Annotated in this window: 14 protein-coding genes; 11 read left to right on the forward strand and 3 right to left on the reverse strand. The window is 39.1% G+C overall.

All coding sequences use genetic code 11. From position 1 onward, the window contains the following. The first annotated feature begins 2 nt into the window (after positions 1 to 2). From HDE70_RS14910 to HDE70_RS14960, 11 genes are all read left to right on the forward strand, one after another. The gene (locus HDE70_RS14910; RefSeq protein ID WP_183867931.1) at positions 3 to 1,490 is read left to right on the forward strand and encodes an O-antigen ligase family protein; all 1,488 of its coding nucleotides are present in this window, start codon (positions 3 to 5) and stop codon (positions 1,488 to 1,490) included. Between the two features lie 134 nt (positions 1,491 to 1,624). Then, the gene (locus HDE70_RS14915) at positions 1,625 to 2,779 is read left to right on the forward strand and encodes a glycosyltransferase (RefSeq protein WP_183891111.1); all 1,155 of its coding nucleotides are present in this window, start codon (positions 1,625 to 1,627) and stop codon (positions 2,777 to 2,779) included. A 5-nt stretch (positions 2,780 to 2,784) separates the two neighbouring features. After that, positions 2,785 to 3,999, forward strand: coding sequence for a glycosyltransferase (locus HDE70_RS14920; RefSeq protein WP_183891112.1), 1,215 nt, complete (start codon positions 2,785 to 2,787; stop codon positions 3,997 to 3,999). Positions 4,000 to 4,006: 7 nt separating this feature from the next. After that, positions 4,007 to 4,630 (forward strand): acyltransferase, encoded by a 624-nt coding sequence (locus HDE70_RS14925; RefSeq protein WP_183867934.1) that lies wholly within the window; start codon positions 4,007 to 4,009, stop codon positions 4,628 to 4,630. Between the two features lie 25 nt (positions 4,631 to 4,655). Next, on the forward strand, positions 4,656 to 5,486 hold the full coding sequence (locus HDE70_RS14930; RefSeq protein WP_183867935.1) for a glycosyltransferase family 2 protein: 831 nt from the start codon (positions 4,656 to 4,658) through the stop codon (positions 5,484 to 5,486). 3 nt (positions 5,487 to 5,489) lie between these two features. After that, positions 5,490 to 6,299 (forward strand): glycosyltransferase, encoded by an 810-nt coding sequence (locus HDE70_RS14935; RefSeq protein ID WP_260160849.1) that lies wholly within the window; start codon positions 5,490 to 5,492, stop codon positions 6,297 to 6,299. A 2-nt stretch (positions 6,300 to 6,301) separates the two neighbouring features. Beyond that, positions 6,302 to 7,183 (forward strand): glycosyltransferase family 8 protein, encoded by an 882-nt coding sequence (locus tag HDE70_RS14940; protein ID WP_183867936.1) that lies wholly within the window; start codon positions 6,302 to 6,304, stop codon positions 7,181 to 7,183. 11 nt (positions 7,184 to 7,194) lie between these two features. Beyond that, positions 7,195 to 7,995, forward strand: a complete 801-nt coding sequence (locus HDE70_RS14945; protein ID WP_183867937.1) for a glycosyltransferase family 2 protein — start codon at positions 7,195 to 7,197, stop codon at positions 7,993 to 7,995. 6 nt (positions 7,996 to 8,001) lie between these two features. Next, the gene (locus HDE70_RS14950; protein WP_183891113.1) at positions 8,002 to 9,438 is read left to right on the forward strand and encodes an MOP flippase family protein; all 1,437 of its coding nucleotides are present in this window, start codon (positions 8,002 to 8,004) and stop codon (positions 9,436 to 9,438) included. Beyond that, on the forward strand, positions 9,439 to 10,017 hold the full coding sequence (locus tag HDE70_RS14955; protein WP_183891114.1) for a gluconate 2-dehydrogenase subunit 3 family protein: 579 nt from the start codon (positions 9,439 to 9,441) through the stop codon (positions 10,015 to 10,017). It begins immediately after the preceding gene. A gap of 3 nt (positions 10,018 to 10,020) precedes the next feature. Continuing rightward, positions 10,021 to 11,718 (forward strand): GMC oxidoreductase, encoded by a 1,698-nt coding sequence (locus HDE70_RS14960; RefSeq protein WP_183891115.1) that lies wholly within the window; start codon positions 10,021 to 10,023, stop codon positions 11,716 to 11,718. Between the two features lie 6 nt (positions 11,719 to 11,724). Here HDE70_RS14960 and HDE70_RS14965 read toward each other — a convergent pair whose 3' ends face one another. The 3 genes from HDE70_RS14965 to HDE70_RS14975 form a co-directional block, all read right to left on the reverse strand. After that, positions 11,725 to 12,618 (reverse strand): glycosyltransferase family 8 protein, encoded by an 894-nt coding sequence (locus HDE70_RS14965; RefSeq protein ID WP_183891116.1) that lies wholly within the window; start codon positions 12,616 to 12,618, stop codon positions 11,725 to 11,727. 60 nt (positions 12,619 to 12,678) lie between these two features. After that, entirely contained in the window at positions 12,679 to 13,470 is a 792-nt protein-coding gene (locus tag HDE70_RS14970) for a glycosyltransferase family 2 protein (protein WP_260160851.1), read from the reverse strand. A 121-nt stretch (positions 13,471 to 13,591) separates the two neighbouring features. Further along, positions 13,592 to 14,971, reverse strand: coding sequence for a hypothetical protein (locus HDE70_RS14975; protein ID WP_183867942.1), 1,380 nt, complete (start codon positions 14,969 to 14,971; stop codon positions 13,592 to 13,594). Positions 14,972 to 15,354: the final 383 nt, after the last annotated feature.

The following is a 15,354-nucleotide window of genomic DNA, read 5'->3' on the forward strand; positions in this document are numbered from 1 at the left end:
TTATGCAGCGAGATTCTAATCACCTGTTTTTAAAGAAGTCGAGAATAAAGTTTTTAATTTTTGGTCTTTTAATAGCGGGAATATCCAGTTTTGCAACCGCAAAACTGGAATTATTAGTTCCGGTAGTATTAGCGCTGCTGGCCGTATTTACTGTTTACCTGATCTTTCTTTTCAGAAATCCAAAGGTCGGACTGGTAACCTTAGTCATTTACTGTTTTTTACTGGGCTTTTTAGGCAGGGAAATAGGAGGCCTGTCTTATGGGATGGGGATCGAATTACTACTGGTCCTGACCTGGCTGTCCTCCCTGATTTATTATAAGAAAGAAGACTGGCTGGTGATCCGTAATGATCTGAGCCTGTTATTCCTGATCTGGTTTATTGTCAGTGTCATCGAAGTTATTAATCCGGCTGGTGCGAGTGTAATGGGCTGGCTGATGGAAATCAGGTCGGTCGCCTTATATCCGGTACTGCTTATTCCTTTGAGTTTCATTGTATTTAATAAGAAAAGTGATCTTGACCTTTTCATTAAGCTGATTCTTGGTTTAGCGCTTGTTGCTGCATTAAACGGGATTAAACAGATACATTTTGGCTTATTTCCAGGCGAACAACGCTTTATTGACGGGCCTGGTGGGGCTACCCATTTGATTTTCGGAAAACTGCGTGCATTCTCCTTTTATGATGCCGGGCAGTTTGGTGCATTTGAGGCGGTGTTTGTGGTAATGGCCGTGGTACTGGCTTTAGGCTCCTCTAAGCTTTGGAAAAAAGTGACCTTATTGTCTCTTGCTGGTTTTTATGGCTATGCGATGTTGCTTTCGGGTACAAGGGGTGCATTTTTCGCCCTGGTTGTCGCAGCTGTTTTTGCGATATTCCTGACTAAAAACTTCAAGGTATTGTTTTTAGGTGGCCTGTTTATGGCCGTCTTTTTAGGGGGATTGAAATACACCACCATCGGAAGTAATTATTACGAAATTAACCGTTTCAGAAGTTCTCTGGATCCTGAAGATCCATCCTTGAATGTCCGTTTCAATACGCAGCGGATTTTGAGGGAATACCTGAGCTCGCGGCCTTTTGGTGGCGGATTGGGTGTTTTAGGGGCTTTCTCTGAGTATAATCAGGATAAATTCCTTTCCATCATACAACCGGATAGTTACTGGGTTAAAATATGGGCTATGTATGGTATTGTAGGGCTAACCCTTTGGTTTAGTATGCTGATGTATATTTTAGGAAAATGCTGCGGAATTATCTGGATGATACAGGATAAAAAACTGAAAGTAAAGCTGATTGCAATCTTATCAGCCAGTGCTGGTATTTTCTTTTGCAGTTATGGAAATGAGGTCATCAATAATATGCCTTCTTCTTTAATTGTCTGTATTTCGTTTGTACTGGTTTATCTGGGACCGAAATTTGATAAAGAAATTGCACAGGAGAACTTATTAATTGAGACGAGTAACCTTGATAACAACAGCCTAATTGTAGTTAAACCTATTTAATCAGATCCATCATGCCATTTGAAATATTTCTTATTCCCGGTTTACTCTTCTTTGCTTATGGATTTTATAAATCTAAAAAATACTTTGAACAGCAGCAGTCGAAAGAAGAACATAATTAATAGAAAGGATTGCTCATGAAAATAACGCTCTGGTTAATTCTGCAAATCATTATTGGATACAATCTTGTGCTTCCAATAGTACTTTTTTTGTTTTATAAACTCTTCAAAAAAGAGCGGAAGAAAAGTCTGCATCAAAAAGACTATGATTATGCGATCATTGTGACCGCTTATGAGCAAACAGGATTGCTGCATTCGGTGGTGGGCTCTTTGTTGCAGCTGAATTATAAAAACTACCTGATTTATGTAGTGGCTGATAACTGCGATATCTCTGAACTGCATTTTAACAACGAAAAGGTAATCTTACTCAGACCGGAGACTGTTTTAGCGAGTAATACCAGGTCACATCTTTATGCCATCAGTCATTTTAAGAGAGCGCATGAGATCCTGACGATTATCGATAGTGATAACCTGACAGATCCTGAATATATCAATGAATTAAATATGTTTTTTGACCAGGGGTTTGAGGCTGTACAAGGCGTCAGGGCAGCTAAAAACCTGAATACAACTTTTGCCTGTCTGGACGCAGCAAGAGATATCTATTATCATTTTTATGACGGGGAAATCTTATTTGAATTAGGCTCATCTGCTACACTGGCCGGATCTGGAATGGCTTTCAAAACAGACTTATACAAAGCGTGTTTTGAAAACCTGGATATTACCGGGGCAGGATTTGACAAAGTATTACAGGCACAACTTTTAAAGCAGGGGAAACGCATTGCATTTGCTGAACATGCGATTGTATTTGATGAGAAAACCACTAATTCTGCACAACTGGTCAATCAGCGTTCCAGATGGATCAATACCTGGTTTAAGTATTTTGGCTATGGGTTTGATATCTTATTTAAGGGTATCAAAGGATTAAACTGGAACCAGTTTTTATTTGGTGTGATCCTGTTAAGGCCACCTTTATTTATGTTCATCTTATTGTCCCTGTTTTGCGCCTTTATCAATTTGTTTATTTTCCCTTTTTATACTTTGATCTGGTTCATTGCTTTTGGACTTTTTGCGGCTGGTTTCCTGATTGCACTTTTGCGTTATCCTACGGACTCCAGAATTTACAAATCCTTAATTAACATTCCTAAGTTTATATTTTTTCAATTGTTATCTTTAGTGCACGCAAAGCAGGCTAATAAACGCTCGGTTGCTACTAAACATGATGTTACCTCATAAATTATATGATTAGTCAACCAAAGGAAGAAATCATTTCAGGAAGGGATATCGTTATCGTTGGTCAGCAGCCATGGGATGTTAATATTGGGAGCAATTGCAAAAATATAGCGATTGAACTGGCGAAACATAACCGTGTTTTATATGTGAACTCGGCACTGGACAGAATAACTTTACTCCGGAACAGAAAAGATAGTAAGATTATCAAACGTAAAGCAGTTATCAAAGGAAAAACAAATGGTCTGATCCCGGTTGCTGATAACTTATGGACTCTATATCCTGATGTTTTGATAGAATCTGTCAACTGGATTAATAATTTCAGCCTTTTCGACTGGTTAAACAAACGGAATAACAGGCTTTTTGCAAAATCAATTTTGAAAACAACGGCACTGCTGGGGTTTAAGGATATCATCCTCTTCAATGATAATGATATGTTCAAGAGTTTTTACCTGAAAGAATTCCTGCATCCTTCATTAAGTATCTATTATTCCAGAGATTTCATGCTGGCTGTAGATTACTGGAAAAAACATGGGACAAGAATTGAGCCTGCATTAATCAAAAAAAGCGACCTGTGTGTTGCAAATTCCACTTACTTAAGTAATTATTGTAAACAATATAACCCGGCTTCTTTTTATATTGGTCAGGGCTGTGAGCTTGATATTTTTACCAGTTCCGCAGCTTTACCTGCCATACCCGCTATTGACAGCTTAAAAGGGCCCAAAATCGGCTATGTAGGCGCATTACAAAGTATTCGTCTGGATATAGAATTGATTGCGCATATTGCAGTAACTAAACCGGATTGGAATATCATTCTGGTAGGGCCTGAGGATGATGTGTTTAAAGCGGGTAAATTACACGGAATTCCGAATATCCATTTTCTGGGTGCGCAGAAACCTGAAGATTTACCACAGTATATCAATGCATTTGATTTGTGTATCAATCCTCAGCTGGTGAACCAGGTGACGATCGGTAACTATCCAAGGAAAATTGATGAATACCTGGCAATGGGGAAACCTGTGGTCGCTACCCATACCGAGGCCGTAACGATTTTTGAAGACACTGTTTATCTTGCTGAAAATAAAGAGGGCTTTGTTACACTGATTGAAAAAGGCTTGCAGGAAAATACGGAAGAATTAGCAGCATACCGCGTGAAAATTGCACATTCACATTCCTGGAAAAACAGTGTAGGTGAGTTATATAAGGCTATTAATCAAGTTATATAAAGTATAAATGTCATTATCCGCGAAAATAAAAGCAAATCCGGTACTGAAAAAGATAGCACACCGGATGTTAATCCCTGCTAACGATTTCAGACCAAGATTATGGGTCAGATTATTTATAAACCCTTTCAAACATAAAAAAGGGAAGGGGTCAATTGTGCGGTTCAGAACCAGGATTGATGTTTTTCCTTTCAATCATTTTGAATTGGGTAATTACAGCCTGATTGAAGATTTTTCCACGATCAATAATGGCGTTGGAGATGTGGTAATCGGCACTAAAACTATAATTGGGATCGGTTGTACAGTTATTGGCCCGGTTGTGATTGGAAATCATGTGATGTTAGCGCAAAATATTGTAATTTCAGGACTGAATCACGGTTATGAATTAATTGATATTCCACCGAGTGAGCAGCAAACGGTTACTAAAAATATAACAATCAAAGATGAAGTCTGGATTGGCGCAAACTGCGTAATCACAGCTGGGGTTACGATTGGAAAACATGCAATAGTAGGTGCCGGGAGCGTAGTGACTAAAGATATACCTGATTATTCAGTGGCGGTCGGAAATCCGGCAAGAGTAATCAAAGTATATAATTTTGAAAATAAGATATGGGAAAAGGTAAAATCACTTTGAGTTTATCTTTCCAAAGCTGAACGTTATGAAACATCAATATAATCCCGTCTGGATAGATCAGTTTCTTTATACTTATGAGAAGTATGAGGATATTGATCCTGCTGTATTTTCGGCGGTCAATAAGGATCTTGATCAGGTACAAAGTAAAGAGCCGCTGGTAAGTGTGGTCGTAATTGCATGGAATGAGGAGATAAATATCCTGCGTTGTGTGGCTTCTTTGTCTAAAATGGTTACTCAGATCCCTTTTGAAATTATTGTGGTGAATAATAATTCAAAGGATAAAACACAGCAAACGATCGATCAGCTGCATGTGAAATCTTTTAATGAGCTGACACAAGGTGCAGGGCCGGCCAGGCAAAAAGGGCAGGAAAATGCCTTAGGCAAATATATCTTAACTGCTGATGCTGACTGCTTTTACCCTGAAGTGTGGATAGATGAAATGATGCGTGTACTTACACAAAAAGATGTAGTCTGTGTTTATGGAAGGTATTCTTTTATCGGAGAACCGGGTTTTCCGAGGTGGAAACTCAGGATATTAGAGAAATTAAAAGATGCGATGGCCGAAATCAGGCATATCAAGCAGCCTTATTTCAATACTTTTGGGATCAGCATGGGGTATGTGAAGGAATTTGGCCTCAAAATTGGTTTTATAAAGATCAACAGGAGAGGTGAAGATGGACAACTTTGTATGGATTTGATGCGCTACGGCAAAATCAAGCAGGTAAAATCCAGAAAAGCCCGGGTATGGACAGGTGTAAGAACACTGAGCCAGAACGGATCTTTTTATAATATTGTAATTTCCAGAATCAAAGAAGACCTTAAAAGATTTAAGTATAATTTTATTACGCGAAATTAATATATGTCCACGATGCCAGTGAATGCGAAGGAAAACCTGTTCGATGATGTTACCCTGCTGATTACCCACTATAACAGGAGTAGTTCTCTGGAACGCTTGCTGCTTACTTTTAAAGAACAGCAGGTCAGTTTTAAGGAGATTATTGTTTCTGACGATTGCAGTGATAGTTTTCATCTGGGCCAGCTGGAAAAAATGGTGCAGGTTTATAACTACAGGCTGATTAAGGCAAAAGTTAATGGCGGATTAGGCAATAACCTGAATAAAGGCCAGCTGGAAGTAAAAACGCCTTATACTTTATATGTGCAGGAGGATTTTATTCCGCTGCCTGTTTTTGCGGAGCATTTTAAGGATGCGATGGACATGATGCATGCAGAAGCAGACCTTGATCTGGTTCGGTTTTATGCTTACGGGCCTTATCCTTATTTAAAGCCTTATAAAAAAGGTTTCTCTACTATGGTTTACAAGCCGTGGTTTACAGATAAAAACAAAATATACAATTATAGTGATCACCCACACTTGCGCCGTTCTTCATTTTTTGAACGTTTCGGCCAGTATACGGAGGGCATTAAGTCTGACAAAACAGAATATGAAATGTGTTTATCTTTTATTCAGAATAAAGGAAGAGCACTGTTTTATGACCAGTACGATAGTTTGTTCTTGCAGGAGAATTCTTCGGCAGAGCCCAGTACAGTCACCAGAAGTAACTGGAGACAAAGCGGGAACCCGTTGATTTCACTGGTCAGACTGGTCTACAGACAAATTAAGTATAACTATGATCTTCATATCAATACGAGGTTCAAAAGACACAAATAATTATGGAAACTAATTCTCGCATATCTGTTGTAGTGGCTTGTGATAATCACTATGTCATCTTAATGGCGGCCTTATTGAAATCGATTGAAATGAATCATTTGAGTGATGATATCGTGGATATTTATATCGTTGATGATCATATTTCTAAAACAAATAAGAGCAAGCTTACCGGATCACTGGTCTTGAAAAAGATTAACCTGATCTGGTTAAAAATGAGTGAGATCATTCCTGAAGGGGTTAAATTACCACTGGTTAATAATTCTTATCCGCTGAATACCTATATCAGGCTGCTGATCCCTTATTTTATGCCTAAAGAGATCAAAAAAGTTATCTTTTTAGATGTAGATATGATCATGCTGGATGATATCAGCAATTTATGGAATATTGAAATCGGGGATAAGGTGATCGGAGCAGTCAATGACAATGCTGGTGACCATGAGAAAACGATTGCAGAAGGGATCGAAAACTATAAAGAATTAGGACTTGATCCAAATCAGAAATACTTTAATGCGGGCCTTCAGCTGATCAATACAGCGCGGTGGCTGGAACAGGATATTACGCAGAAAACCTTTGATGCGATCAATAACAATAAAAAATATGCTGGTCTGGGTGACCAGTATGGCCTGAATATTTCTTTATGCGGAAACTGGCATGAGATTGACAGAATGTGGAACTGCTTTTCAGTTTGTACAGATCCCAGTCCTAAGCTGATCCATTATTTCCATAGAAAGCCTATTTATAAAACCTACGCTTACAACTATAGAGAAGAGTTCTTTCATTACCTGAATTTAACCGCATGGAAGGGTTTTAAACCAATCGGCGAAACAACGCGGTATATGAAAAAGATAAATAATATCTTTGAAAAGATAAAACTGTTATTCTAACAAGGCGCTCAATGACGAAGAATTCAAATCAGCTTATTTCTGGTGTTACATTACTCATTACACATTATAACAGAAGTGAGTCTTTGCTGCGTTTGTTAAAAACGATAGCCGGGCATGACATCTCTTTTGAAGAGATTATCGTTTCTGATGATGGCAGTAAAAAAGAGCATCAGGACCGTTTAAAAGAGATGCAGCAGCAATTGGGCTTTACGCTGATTACTACCCCGGTTAACAAAGGGCTGGGCAACAATATCAATAAAGGTATGGACGCGGTGAAATCTCCTTATATTTTGTACATACAGGAAGATTTTGTGCCTAAAGCTGCTTTTATTACAGCTTTAAAAGACGGACTGGAAATCATGAAATCGGAGAGCCAATGGGATATTGTCCGCTTTTACTCTTTCCCATGGTCGCCTTATCCCTATTTAAAACCTTATAAAAAGGGCTTTTCTAAAATGATCTTTAGTTTATGGCCATGGTATACCAATCATCTTAAATTTCATGTGTACAGTGATCATCCGCATTTGAAAAGAGCAGGGTTCACGGAGAAATTCGGCCGTTATTTCGAAGCGCCGAACGGAGATGTTACAGAAATGAAAATGTGCAGGTCTTTCCTGAAAAATGAGGGCAAGGCACTCTATTATAAAAATTATAAGGAGTTGTTTGCACATGATAATCCTGAGGATGAGCCCGGACTTTTCAGACCGGATAAGGTGAAGACCAAAACTTATGCAGATATTAAGCCTTTATACTGGGCTTATCTGAAATATAAACTGATGAAGGACACGGTATCTTTTGTACTGAATAAATAGTAACCTATGAGTAATAAAAAATTAGCTATCTCCGGCGCAAAATGGACAACCATTTCAACTGTGGTCAACACCGTGCTTCAATTTGTCCAGATAGCGATTTTAGCCCGGTTGCTGGAGCCGTCTTCTTTCGGTATTGTCAGTATCAGTACTTTAGTGATTACCTTTTTAGGGATTTTTGCCCATTTTGGTTTCTCTAACTCTATTGTTTATAAACAGGAGAGCGATAATAAAGTCTTATCTACTATTTATTTTCTGAACCTGATGATCGGTGCTGCGATGTTTATCATTATTTATTGTGGCGCGCCGCTGTTGGTTATGTATTATAAAGAGCCCCGCTTACTCGAAGTACTTCATATTTCGGCTTTTTATTTCCCTATCGTTTTTCTTGGACAGATTTACAATATCCTGCTGGAAAAAGAACTTAAATTCAAGTCCCTGGCTTTAACGGAAATTGTCTGTTCCATCTTGGCGACCACGATCACGATTATACTTGCTTATAAAGGATTTCAGGCCAAGTCGTTAGTATTCGGTCTTTTGGCCGGACAGACACTTAAAATGCTGGTTCAGAATGTAATTGGCAGGGTGTATTTTTCTCCCGTATGGTATTTTAAGCTGAAGGAGATTAAAGAACACCTGATGTTTGGTATCTATAATATTGGCGACAGTCTTTTAGGCTTTGCCAACAGCAATATGGATACCATCCTGATCGGTGGTTTATTAGGGGTGAAAGAGCTGGGTTATTATACCATTGCCTCACAGGTTGCGATTTATCCGGTTGCAAGGATCTGCCCGATTATTGTACAGATCTGTTATCCGATCATGGCCAGGATGAAAGAGAACCTGGAGCACCTGAAAGGTGCTTACCTGAAGATTGTTGATTTTCTGTCCTATGTAAATATTCCACTATTGGCCGGCCTGTTTTTAATGTCCGCTAATGTGATCCCATTAATTTATGGCCCGGGATGGGATGCCACCGTTCCACTGATTAAGATCTTTGTGTTTACAGGTATATTTTCCTGCCTGATGTACCCGCTTTCTACAGTTGCCTATTCTACTGGTAAACCGAAATTGTTGTTTTACCTGAACCTGATCACCCTGGTGATTAAGTTCCCGTTGATTTACATTATGGCTAAACAGTATGGAATTATGGGGATTGCTTATGGATTCTTAATCACGACTTTTATCACGTTGGTAATGAACTTCTTCCTGATCCAGTTCATGGTAGGTGATTTTATGAAAACGTTTCTGGAAAATATTGCCAAGCCGCTTTTATTCAGTGTGGCGATGGCAGTGGTTATCTTATTATACAAACAGTTTGTAGGAAATACGGGGACTTTCCACACCATGGTTCAGATTGCTTTGGGTGGATTGGTTTACGCCGGCTTAACCTTAAAATATAAACTATCATTCTCTGAAATTAAAAACTTAAAGCAATCCTTGTAAGTGAACAGAAGATTATATATTAAGAGTGTCTTCGGTTTGGCTGTAGCAGGTGCAGCTTCTTTTTCTATTTTTAAATGGGTAAGTATGAACAGGGCCATTGTCCCTGCTGATCTGATTCATAAAAAAGAAATGCTGGCTGAGCTTGCAGAGCTGATCATCCCTCAAACAGATACACCGGGGGCAAAGGCTGCCGGGGTACAGGATTATATTATTGCGGTGATGCTGAATTGTACACCTGCAAAGGAACAAAATAAGTTTATTGATGGAATTGCTGAACTGGAGGACTATACCGCTGATCAATATGGTAAAGAGTTCCTGAAATGCAGTCTGGCAGAAAGAAAAGCCGTATTGAAACATATGGCTAAAAATTCATCAGGTTATTCTTACAAGATCCTGAATAAGATTAACAACAAGCTTTTTGGGAAACCATTTTTCCTGAAGCTGAGAGAACTTACTGTAGAGGGGTATTGCCAATCCCGGTTAGGGGCTACGCAAGGTCTTGCCTATGATTATATTCCCCACACCTTTGACGCCTGTATCCCACTCCTTAAAAACCAGAAATCCTGGGCAACCAAGTAAATTATGTACATCAGCGATAAAAATAAACAGCTCAATACTTATGATGCCATTGTAATTGGTTCAGGAATCAGTGGAGGATGGGCTGCGATGGAACTTTGTAAAAAAGGTTTAAAGACATTGCTTTTGGAAAGAGGCCGGGATGTGAAACATGTGGTGGATTATCCAACTGCAATGCTTAATCCATGGGATTTTAAAGCAGGCTTGAACAATACAATAAAGGACAGGGAAACTGATCCGGTTCAGAGTACCGCTTACAGCCCCGCTGATAAACATTTTTATGTAAGTGATGCTGAACATCCCTATGTACAGGAAAAGCCGTTTAACTGGTACAGAGGTTACCAGGTTGGCGGCAGATCATTAACCTGGGGCAGACAATGCTACCGGTTGAGTGATCTTGACTTTGAAGCTAATCATAAAGATGGTTTTGGTGTGGACTGGCCAATCCGGTATAAAGATCTGGAGCAGTGGTACAGTTATGCAGAATCATTTATTGGGGTAAGCGGGAACCGGGAAAATCTGCCGCAGTTGCCGGATGGTGAATTTTTAACACCAATGGAGCTGAATTGTATTGAAAAACATTTAGGGGATTCTATCCGCAAGCATGATGAGCACCGGTTATTAACGATTGCAAGGGTTGCTAATTTAACCAGGGGATGGGATCACCGCGGCCCTTGTCAAAACAGGAACCTTTGTAACAGGGGATGTCCTTTCGGTGGATATTTCAGCAGTAACAGTTCGACTATTCCTGCGGCCATGGCTACAGGTAACCTGACTTTAAGGCCATTTTCTATTGTCACTGAGCTGCTGTTTGATGAACACAAGCAAAAGGCTAAAGGGGTACGGGTAATTGATACTTTAAGCAATGAAGTTCATGAGTTTTATGCGAAGATTGTTTTTGTCAATGCTTCTACTATTGCGACTGCGGGCTTATTACTGAATTCTGTTTCTTCGAGGTTTCCTGATGGATTCGGTAACGGAAGCGGACAGCTAGGTCATAATTTGATGGATCACCACTCTTCGGCGGGCGCGTACGGGGTACATGAAGCTTATACCGATCAGTACTATAAAGGAAGAAGGCCTTGCGGATTTTTGATCCCGAGATACAGAAACCTTCAGGACGATAAAAGCCTGAATTTTAAAAGAGGGTATAATATCCAGGGACATGGCGAGCGTCAGGAATGGATGGATAAAGCACAAAGTATCGACGGGTTTGGCGAAGATTTCAAAGCGCAGCTCACTACACCAGGCCCATGGACGATCTGGATGGCCGGATGGGGGGAATGCCTGCCTTACTTTGATAATAAAGTTTCGCTGGATAACTTCCAGAAAGATAAATGGGGACAGCCTTTACTTAAAATTGATTTTGCTTTCCGTGAAAATGAGCATAACATGATGACTGATATTCAGCAAACTTCTGCTGAAATGTTTGAAAAAGCGGGTTTCAAGAATATTGATACTTTTAATTATAACAAACCAGGCGGCTCAACCATTCATGAAATGGGAACTGCCCGTATGGGACATGACCCCAAAACATCTGTTTTAAACAAGTTTAACCAGATGCATGAGGCAAAGAATGTTTTTATTACGGATGGCAGCTGTATGACTTCTTCTGCTTGTCAGAATCCATCGTTAACTTATATGGCCTTAACTGCAAGAGCAAGTCAGTTTGCTTATGAGCAATTAAAGAAGGGTGAGTTGTAAGGTGGGTTATTTAAGACCCACCAGGTTTCTGAGTTTTTCCAGAATGTTATAGAATTTCTTTAAATATCTTGAACTTTCACCAATCGGCTTGAAGTTCTTCCATGCGGTCATATTCAGGTAAGAGAAAAATATCTCTTTATACTTTTCACTGAACTCATAAGATTTATAAATCGGCTTTCTTCCGGTAAAGTGGATCAGGAACGGTCTTTCTTCTTCAGAGTAGGCAAAACGGTTCCAGAGTGGGTCGAGTTCCTGCCAGTGTAGTGCCAGTACGGCATTCAGCCCATATTGATCCTGGAATACGGCGTGTTTTTTATGCTGGGTAAGGCAGGTCAGTACTTTATTGGTAATGTCTGCATTTTCCCATTTATCAATATCCAGTACCATCAATCCGGCATTGAAATATTTATTATCGGCTGGTATGCCTAATTCTTCATAATTGCTGATCCCGCCCCAACGGGTTACGACCTGGATAAACTGATCCTGAACAGCGCCAACAATGTTATTGCCCAGATCAGTATGCCATAACTTACTCACGTCTTCCAGCATAATCATATCTACATCCAGGAAGATGATTTTCTTGATATGTTTAGGGATGAAATGAGGGATGAATAACCTGGTATAAATATTTAAAGGCAGACTGCTTTTGTCCACAGGCAGTTTCGCATCCTTAGGCAGGCATTCTGACATCGCCATCCAGTGAATGGTGGTTACTTCCTGGTTGCTGGCATTGCGTATCCTTGCCTTATTTTTTTTGGTAATGCCATCTTCTACGATAAAGAATTCCAGCTTTTCACCAGAGTGATGGTTTACCTCAATAGACTTGATTAAAGCTGCCAGTAAAATAGCATAGTGATTATCACAAACACAAATTATAGCAATAGGATCTGATTTTTCCATCAATTTTAACGTAGTTCTTTTTTTATAAATATATATAATTCAGGTCTGAAACCTATTTTATTATTTAGTGAGCAGCTGTGCATTAAGTTTTAAAAACTTGTATTTTGCATAGAGCCATTTGGCAGCAATAAAAGGAACACTGTTACCGCTCTTCCATGATTTTCTGAAAGTTGCTGTACTTGGTTCTTCTGCTGAATTTTCTTGTGTCAATAAACCATAATGGTCATCATAGAAAAGGCACCTGCCTTTATTTTTGATAAAAGCAAAACTCATCTGCATTTCAGTCTGGTCACCATTCAGGCCTTCGGGGTATCTGCCAAAATCTTTAAGGAAGGTTGATCTGCGCAAATGCGGATGGTCACCATACAGATAAAACTTCAGGTTATTGGTATACCATGGAGCCAGGTGAAATACTTTTTCAGAGAAGCCGAGCTTATAAGGTGTCATGTAAGGATAGGGCGAGTAAGAATACAAAGTGACCATATCCCATTTCTTATCCTGCTGCATAATTTGCAGGGCATCGGTGAAATGTTCAGGGAAAGTGGCCTTAGGGACGAAATCTTCCTGGATGTAAAGTGTGTATTCTGTATGAACGCTATCCTGGCCTTTGTTTATATTATTCCCCAATCCTTTATTAACTGGGGTGGTAATTAACCTGAACGTATAATCCTGCTGTAGTTTTTCGATGTACTGTAATTGACTTTTTTCGCTGCCGTCGTCAGAAATAACGATGTCATCGAAATGGCAGTTCAACTCTTTAAAAGCCTTTAGGAGCCGCTCCAGCGACTTACATCTATTGTAATGGGTAATCAGTAAAGTAACGCTTTTAAAGTGGTATGGAGTGTTCATCATCTATTAATTGCCCGGCTAATGAATATAAATGTAATAAGTTTGTTTGACAACTAGGCAGATAGAGTGCCAAAAAAAAATCTCAGTTCATAAGAAGCTGAGATTTTAATTTATATTTTTTTGCTTATTCAACTGCGCCTATAGAAGGAGAGGTCAGGCTTCTTGGTTTGCCATAGAAATCGGTAATGACAAATGGTGTTGGTCTGCCCTTATATTTTGCAGGTGAGTTGCTGGTTAAATTCAGTGAAGTCTGATCTGTAATCCCGTCTTGTCCGGAAGTTTCATTGTATAGATTATACGAAGTGTTTGGAATAACTTCAGCCCATTGTAAAGCGATCAGTTTTTGGTTTGGCAGGAAATTGAAGCCAAGGTTATTGTAAACATCAACTTTACCACCCGACATACCGTAGACGTCAACTACCGCTGCCTGCCAGTCATTAGACAGGTTTAAATTACCACAGGTATTGTTGAAGACAATTGCATTGGTATAGGTTGTCACTCCTGATGTAATCCGATCGGCATAAGCCTGAACTTCAAAGCCTGAATATTTGCGGGAGTTTAAAACGATGTTATTGTAAATCAGGATGTCTTTTGGAGTACTGCCAACGGTATGGCCCCAGGCACGGATTGCATTTCCCTGGTGATTGGTAACCATGTTGTTATGAAACCTTCCGTTTCCTGCGATCTGAAAAATACCGTTATGGTTATTGTTGCTGGTATTGATGTTGTTGATTTTGTTATTGTGGATGTTATAGTTTTCTGCATTTCCCATAAAAACCACTGTGCCTACATCAGGAGAGTTCTGGAAGTCAATGTTAGCGACTTCAATGTTCTTCACTAAACCATAAACAACTCCGCCCTGAATATATCCTCCGGTAGTCAGGAACTGAGCTGTATTGTCACAGGACATATTCAGGAATCTAAGATCTTTAGAGTAAGAATCTTCTGTTCCTTTATAAACGTCGTTGTATTTAAAGGTGATATCTAAATCACCAATATTTTTAAAAGCTGCGTATTGAAAAGTGAAATTGTTCAGTGTACCGGTAATCACTACTGCTCTGTAGGAGTTGTCTCTGAATGAAAATCCCTTAGCAATTCCTGGAGTTCCGTCTCCGGATATATATACATTTTTTAAGTTTTCAAGAGACATGGCATTATAATTCCCTGCAAGTTCTACAAGCCCGTCATTTTTGAAGGTAATCGGGCATCCGTCGGCGGATATTACATTCTTGATATTGATAGAAGTATAGTTTCCTCCTTTGATTTTAATCAGGTCATTACATTGTACGGCAAACGTAGCGCCGTCAAAATTTAAAACTCCTGAACCTGTACCAATATTAACTGTTCTTTTATAAACAATTGGTAATGGCGCTTTGCTGGTATCAGCTCCTGATCCGGGAACAATCACCGAGATATCAGGGTTTTCAATAATATTCTTTTTGCAAGAGGCTAATAAGAAAATTGAAGAAATAGAGAAGAGGAATATAATTGATAATGTTCTCATTTTTAGTGGGATAGTTTTGTCCGTTATTTTTTCAACTTGATGCATAGATACACATATTATTTATAATCCTAGAATATTATTTAGAAAAACGGGGAAATTTGGGTAATTATTTCCCGATTTACATTGGTTAATGTAAATTGATTAACCAGTTGGAAACGCGTGGAAATAATTAATGACAAAATAGGTTGAGGTTGCTAAATCGAAAAGTACTGCCGTCAGCATTAAATTTGATAGCTATTGATTTATCAGGTACTGATTATCAGTCATTTTTACCGGATATAGAATAATCATTTTTATTTATGATTAGTTTTGCACTATTTTAGAGCTCTCTTTAGATCAATACAGCTAATGAAAAATGTAACGCAATGCGGGTTTATAATTGG

Source organism: Pedobacter cryoconitis, assembly GCF_014200595.1.
In the GTDB taxonomy this organism is placed as follows: domain Bacteria; phylum Bacteroidota; class Bacteroidia; order Sphingobacteriales; family Sphingobacteriaceae; genus Pedobacter; species Pedobacter cryoconitis_C.